This window comes from Acinetobacter sp. YH01006 (assembly GCF_013420445.1).
In the GTDB taxonomy this organism is placed as follows: Bacteria; Pseudomonadota; Gammaproteobacteria; order Pseudomonadales; family Moraxellaceae; genus Acinetobacter; species Acinetobacter pseudolwoffii.
The window spans coordinates 1-1175 of the sequence record NZ_VOYB01000077.1 but is presented as its reverse complement, the minus strand read 5'-3'; the positions used below and the strand labels follow the sequence as shown (position 1 = coordinate 1175).

The 1175-nt window shown below is 57.6% G+C and carries 2 protein-coding genes; both read right to left on the bottom strand.

Translation table 11 applies throughout. The features are described 5' to 3' along the window. Positions 1-583, bottom strand: a 583-nt coding sequence (locus FTT73_RS16125; protein ID WP_040177588.1) for an APH(3'') family aminoglycoside O-phosphotransferase, incomplete at its 3' end; no start/stop codon positions are given. A gap of 65 nt (positions 584-648) precedes the next feature. Further along, a partial coding sequence (locus FTT73_RS16120) for a recombinase family protein (RefSeq protein ID WP_180191667.1) occupies positions 649-1175 on the bottom strand: 527 nt, incomplete at its 5' end.

Here is a 1175-nt window from a genome sequence, read left to right as displayed (position 1 = left end):
TAGGGTCCACCATGAAGTTCGGCATGCAGGGATCACCATGGCAAACAACCATATCGGTGCGCTCTTGGTCGAGCCGCACCGGTAGCTCTCGTTCGACACGAGCCAAAAGATCGAGCTGCGGCGTACTCTTGTCCTCGTCCGGTAAGAAGTCGGGATTGACGGCATTGCGGGACACCACATCAACGGCGCGTCCGAACATTCGCGACAGCCTGCGCTCAAACGGACATTGATCAACCGATAGGCTGTGAACAGCGCCAAGTTGCTGCCCCATTGACGGCCACGCTTTGAGCAAATCCGCTCCAGACAGATCAGCCGCCGGTACTCCCGGAATTGCCGTTATCACCAAGCATGCACCCTCCTGTTCCTCCTGCCAGTTGATCACCTCGGGGCAAGCCACACCTCGACCTTTGAGCCAAATGAGGCGGTCACGCTCTCCAGCGAGCTCACCGCGGCGGGAAGCAGGTGCGATTTTCGCGAAGGCATGCCCGTCACCACGTCGAAAAACAAAATCACCAGATTCTCCGCCTCTGACAGGCAACCAGTCAGAATGCGATTCACCAAAAAAAATATTAGTTCGATTCAATGGAGGTTCCTTCAGTTTTCTGATGAAGCGCGGAGGTGGCTCAACCTGCGAAAAGAAACGAGTTGCTACGTAAGTCCGAGAACATGCTTTCCATGGTCTCTGAGCTCGCCTTTGGGACCGACATATCGGTAGAGAGTGACGCGCTCGATGCCGAGTTCCTTGCAGAGATCGGAAACTGAAGTATCGCGCTGGGCCATGGCGGCTTGCGCGAGACGCACCTGAGCTTTGGTGAGCGCGAATTTTCGTCCGCCCTTGCGACCGCGCGCTCTCGCGGAGGCGAGACCCGCCATGGTGCGCTCTCGGATCAGATCCCGCTCGAACTCGGCCAAGGTGGCGAAGATTCCGAACACCATGCGACCGGACGCAGTCGTGGTGTCGATCTGAGCGCCCTTTCCAGTCAGAACCCGCAGGCCGATCTTGCGGTCTGACAGCTCCTTCACCGTGTTGACCAGATGGGCAAGCGATCGTCCGAGGCGATCGAGCTTCCAGACCACCAGCACATCGCCGTCACGCAATGACTTGAGGCAGGCAGTCAAGCCAGGGCGATCATCACGACCGCCGGAAGCAAGATCATCATAGATATTGTCCCGTT